Annotated in this window: 4 protein-coding genes; 1 reads left to right on the top strand and 3 read right to left on the bottom strand. The window is 48.8% G+C overall.

All coding sequences use genetic code 11. The annotated features are described in order from the left end of the window. Both VIM87_RS12000 and VIM87_RS11995 read right to left on the bottom strand, forming a co-directional pair. Window positions 1-1,220: DUF2264 domain-containing protein (locus tag VIM87_RS12000; protein ID WP_331997224.1), on the bottom strand; the 1,220-nt coding region annotated here is incomplete at its 3' end. 67 nt (window positions 1,221-1,287) lie between these two features. Further along, entirely contained in the window at window positions 1,288-1,968 is a 681-nt protein-coding gene (locus tag VIM87_RS11995; protein ID WP_331997223.1) for a DUF6766 family protein, read from the bottom strand. A 187-nt stretch (window positions 1,969-2,155) separates the two neighbouring features. Between VIM87_RS11995 and VIM87_RS11990 the strand changes: the two genes are divergently transcribed. Then, window positions 2,156-2,578, top strand: a complete 423-nt coding sequence (locus VIM87_RS11990; protein WP_331997222.1) for a hypothetical protein — start codon at window positions 2,156-2,158, stop codon at window positions 2,576-2,578. Between the two features lie 96 nt (window positions 2,579-2,674). On the opposite strand, the gene VIM87_RS11985 is transcribed toward VIM87_RS11990, so the two are convergent. Continuing rightward, a partial coding sequence (locus VIM87_RS11985) for an alpha-L-rhamnosidase (RefSeq protein WP_331997221.1) occupies window positions 2,675-4,853 on the bottom strand: 2,179 nt, incomplete at its 5' end.

The following is a 4,853-nucleotide window of genomic DNA, read 5'->3' as shown; positions in this document are numbered from 1 at the left end:
CTGTAATCTTTTTTTGCGGGTTTACCGGTCCAAATTTTTGCGGAGGTCCATTGCGCGGGCGCTGCTGTCCAGAAGGTATTTTCCGCAGGCAATCCCAAGGGTAAAAAGGCCAGGGTGGCCATATACAGGCTGCCGGTTGATGTATAGGTATCGGCCAGCTCCGGCTGGTGGCCGTTAAAACCCAGCACCAGCCAGTTATTACGGTCAAAGTTCTGGTTGCCGTCGTACAGCTTGCGGATCACCTGTGTAAGCGCGCTGCGTACCTGCCCTGGCGTTAGCTGCTCCGGCAGCTGTTCCAGCAGCACGGTTTGCGCCAGCGCCTGGAAAGCACCGCTGCGGTAGGTCATCGATCTTCCATAAACAGGAAAGCTGCCATCCGGCGCAATAATGCGTTCAAGGTATTCTGCATGGCGCACCATCCGTTTCAGGGCCTGGTCATACTGCTCTTTTTTTGCCTTTTTGTTATCGGACAAGATCTTTAAAAGATCCACCATCATGGGATGGATGACGAATGAATTGTAATAGTCCATGCTGAACTTTTCACCGTCGGAATACCAGCCATCGCCCACATACCATTCACTCATTTTATTCACGGCAAACTGGATGCGTGCAGGGTCATAGGATTCGCCAATGCTTAACAGGAAGCCTTCTGTAATGCCGGCAAACAAAAGCCAGTTGCTGTAAGCGGCGGCCCGGTTACGCAGGGTTTTAAAGCTGTTAATGTAATGTTGCTTTGTTTTCTGACTGAGCGGCTCCCATAAAGCTTTGGGCGCGCGTATAAAGGCATGTGCCAGGAAAGCTGCGTCCACAATGGGCTGGCCGGCAGGGATATCAAAATTTATAAAATCCGGCCCGCTGGTATCAGCAGCATTGGCTAAGGCCTGCAAGGCTTCGGTACGCATTTTTTTACGGAGTGCGCCTTCGGCAGTATTATCGTCCGGCAGCGCAAGCCAGGGCGCTATACCGGCCAGTGTGCGGCCCAGCGCTTCCAGGTAAGTGACCTGCTTTACCTGGTTGGTATATCCCGGTCCCATTTCCAGGGGCATGTTCTTTTGCAGCGTATTATTAGCAAGATTGTGAATAACGGGGTATGCAATGCGCTGTATGGCTTTTACCCAGGAGGCCCGGTCTTTGGCTCCTGTAGCCAGCTTTACCTGTGCCTGGCTGCTAAATGCGATCATCGGGAATAGAATAACTAACAGGGTTTTACATTTACTCATAACGTACGTTGGGTTAATTGAGCTAAATATACAACATTGCGGATATTGATACGGTAATAGCTATACGTTATTTCCCTGTTTCGGAATGGGGCGCATCCACTGGTTTGGATTCCGGTGAGCCTTTTTGCCGCAGCCAGATGGAAAGCAGCACTATGGCAGCAACGGCCAGAAATTCGCTTTGCCAGTTCTGGAACGATTCAAACCAAAAATGCGCATCACCCAGGTATTCACCTGCGGCCATGGTGGGTTGGCCTTTTATAAGCTGCTCTTCATTATAATCTCTGAGGCTCCCTAAAAAATGCATCAAGAAAGATAAAAGGAATAATAATGCGAATGCAAGGGATAAGGAGTGCTGATAAATTGCCAGCCATATGCCGCCTTTACGTACGGGCCAGGGCGCATCCGGCCGCGGCTGCGGTTCCCGGTCCACCTCTTCTTCTCCTGCCCCGGGTTCGTCTTTCAGCTTTTTAGATTCCGAAGAACCTCTTTGCCGGAAGCTGACGGTCAGCACTACATAAATGGCCATCTGTAAAAATTCACTTTCCCAGTTCTCGAAGGTGGCAGAAATAAAATGCCCGCTGGTAAGGTATTGTGCGGCAGATAGCGCCGGCTGCTGTTGTTCTTCCAGGTCTTTATTGTGCTCTTTCCAGCCGGCAATAAACTGGCATGACCAGAACAGCAGCATCATAGACAGCAATAGAATGCTCAGGCTGTTCCTGTAGAAGAAAGATGTTTTGGTGTTTTCCATATAATTCCCACTTCAAATTACAGGCCAGCAGGTAGGGTAATAATATGCAGATGTGCAAATATGCAAATGTGCAAATGAAATGCGGCGGAGATGGTGTTTGGCACTTCATAGCTTTTCCGGAAAATTATTTTTATTTAGGTATGTAAATATTAATAATATGTTGTATATTAGAGTACAACCCATACCTATGATATATAAGCATGATATCGAGAACCTGCAATTTAACATTGTCCGCATCGGTGAATATGAGCTGTGTGTTTTTGCCCGGCTTTTTGACATCGGTATTGGCATAAGCACCATCCGGAGCAGAATGAGCAAGGCCTATGTAGCCTCTTTCCCGGTGGAGAAGGATGATGAAGCCATCCGCGATCTATACAGCTTACTGGCCGAAGTATTGCGCCAGAACCCGGATATTGCGCCGGAAAGCCTGGCCATGCCCAGTACCAGCATTGCACCGGAAGGGGTAAAAGTATCGCAGTACCTGAGGTCCCTGCTGCCGGAATCATGTGAAACCTTACCGCATATGCAGCTGGCCTCCCTGGACCAGATTGCGGCTATTATTCACGGGCATATTCATCAGAGTAAGGCCGGGGCGGCGATTAATAATTAATAATGAATAATGAATAATTAAGGGAAGAGCGGGCGGGAACAGCACGCGGTAAAGTGGTGATAAGTGTGCCACACCTTTAAGGTGTGGCACACGTGCCTATTTAATTTCAAAACGGTAGCTCCCTGATGATATCTTATAGGTTGCAGGCACGGGCTTACCATCTAAATAAACCTTCCCTGTTAAGCGCACTGTAGCGGTGGAATTAGCAGGTACGGTTACGTTGTAAACAACGTTGCCCCCCTCCCTTTTCCAGCTGGAAACAATATTGCCAAAAGGCCCGTAGTGCGATGCTTCAAAATGATCCAGGCCCGGAACAAAATGGGGTTCCAGGATCACGTTCTTAAAACCGGGCTGCAGCGGATCGGCTTTTATACCGCCAATGCCTTTATACAACCAGGCCCCTATTTCGCCAAACATAATATGGTTCAGGGAAAGGTCTGATTTGGCCTCTATATCCCAGTTCTCATACAGGCTGGTAGCGCCATTTACGATCCACCATCCCCAGGAGGGATATGTTTCCTGGGAGGCAATGCGGTAAGCTACATCTGCAAAACCGTTATCGCTTAAAGCGCCCAGGATGGCCTTTGCGCCTAAGATACCGGCATCCAGGTGGTAGTTGTCCTGCTTTACCCTTTCGGCCAGGTTAGCGGCTATTTTACCTTTCAGCTCTGCAGGCGCCAGGTCCCAGTACAGGGGCACGCTTAGCTCCGTTTGGTAGCCTTTATCATACATACCGGTGGCGGTATTTAAATATTTAGCGTTAAAGGCATTTTTAATTTTTAATGCCAGCGCCGTGTAGGTAGCTTCATCTGTTTTATTATGGAATAAAGCGGCTGCTTTGGCCAGTATGCTTACATCTGCATAATAATAAGCGGTAGAGGTAAATTCAACCGGTGATTTTGATTTTACAGGCACCCAGTCGCCCAGGCCCCAGGTGGTAAGCCCGCCGGGATACAGCTCATTAATATGATCCACATACCGTTTGATGTTCTCATAATTATCTTTCAGCGCTTTGCTGTCATTGTAAAAAATGTACAGGTTCCAGGGGATGATAGCCACGGTGCTGGTCCAGTCGGGACCATTGCCCCACTCATATCCCCAGCCGCCGGTGGGAATAATGGAAGGCAGCACGCCATTGGGTTGCTGCTCATCGCGGTGATCGCCCATCCATTTTTCATAGATGGTGATACCATCAAAATTATACAGGCCGGTTTCACTGGCAATATGCGCGTCGCCGGTCCAGCCGTTCTTTTCACGCTGCGGGCAATCCGTGGGATAGCCGAAGAGGTTAGACAAATAAGAAACGTTGGTGGCTTCCCATATTTTATTAATGGTATTGCTGGATGAGCTGATATGCCCAACCGGCGCTACATCGCTGTGCATGAAATAACCGGTAAGGTTTTCCTTGCTGAGCGTAAGCGGTTTACTGGCTGTTAGCTCCACATACTGAAAACCCTTGTAGTTAAAGCGGGGCATAAAGGTTTCCTCCCCCTCCCCTTTTAAAATAAAGATGTCGGTCTGGAAGGGATCTTTATCATCTGTTGGGCGGTAGTGAATGTCAATGTTGGATTGGTCTGCACGACCGGCTTTGTTTATTTTCTCCGCATGTTTAAGCCGGATCACCGTTCCGTTTTCGCCTTTAACCCTAAGCTGGCTTACGCCGGAAATATTTCTTCCCAGGTCAAATACATATACTGTGTCGGACAGCTTGTTCATGCTTTTGGCAGGAATGGTTTCAACATTGCGGATAGGCTGCATGCTTTGCGCAACAATATTTTTGGATGGTGCGGAACGGAGCGTTACCTCCTCCCATTTTTTATCATCGAAATTAACTGTGTTCCATCCCGGTTGTTCCAAACGCGCATCATAATGTTCTGCGGTGTAAATGCTGTTAAAGATCACCGGGCTCAAAGCTGTTTTCCATTGTTTGCCGGAGGTAATGGTTTCGGTAGTGCCATCGGCATAGGTAATTTTCAGGTCCAGGCAAAAGGCCGGCCTTGCGCGCCAGGGCGCCAGGTGAAAGTACCATACCGCGGTGGACTGGTGATTGTACCAGCCATTACCCAGCAATACGCCAATGGCGTTATTCCCGTTTTGCAGCTGCGCGGTTACATCGTAGGTAACATAAAGCGTACGGCGGTCAAAACGTGTGTACATGGGATCCAGGCGGTGATTGCCGGTTTTGCCGCCATTGATATATAGCTCATATAAGCCGGCTGCTGCAATGTAGGCTCTTGCCGAACGGATTGTTTTTTTAATATTAAAGGTATGCCGG

The organism is Chitinophaga sp., from assembly GCF_036569125.1.
Lineage (GTDB): Bacteria > Bacteroidota > Bacteroidia > Chitinophagales > Chitinophagaceae > Chitinophaga.
Note: the sequence above shows the minus strand (reverse complement) of the source record. Positions and strands in the feature narration are given on the sequence as shown.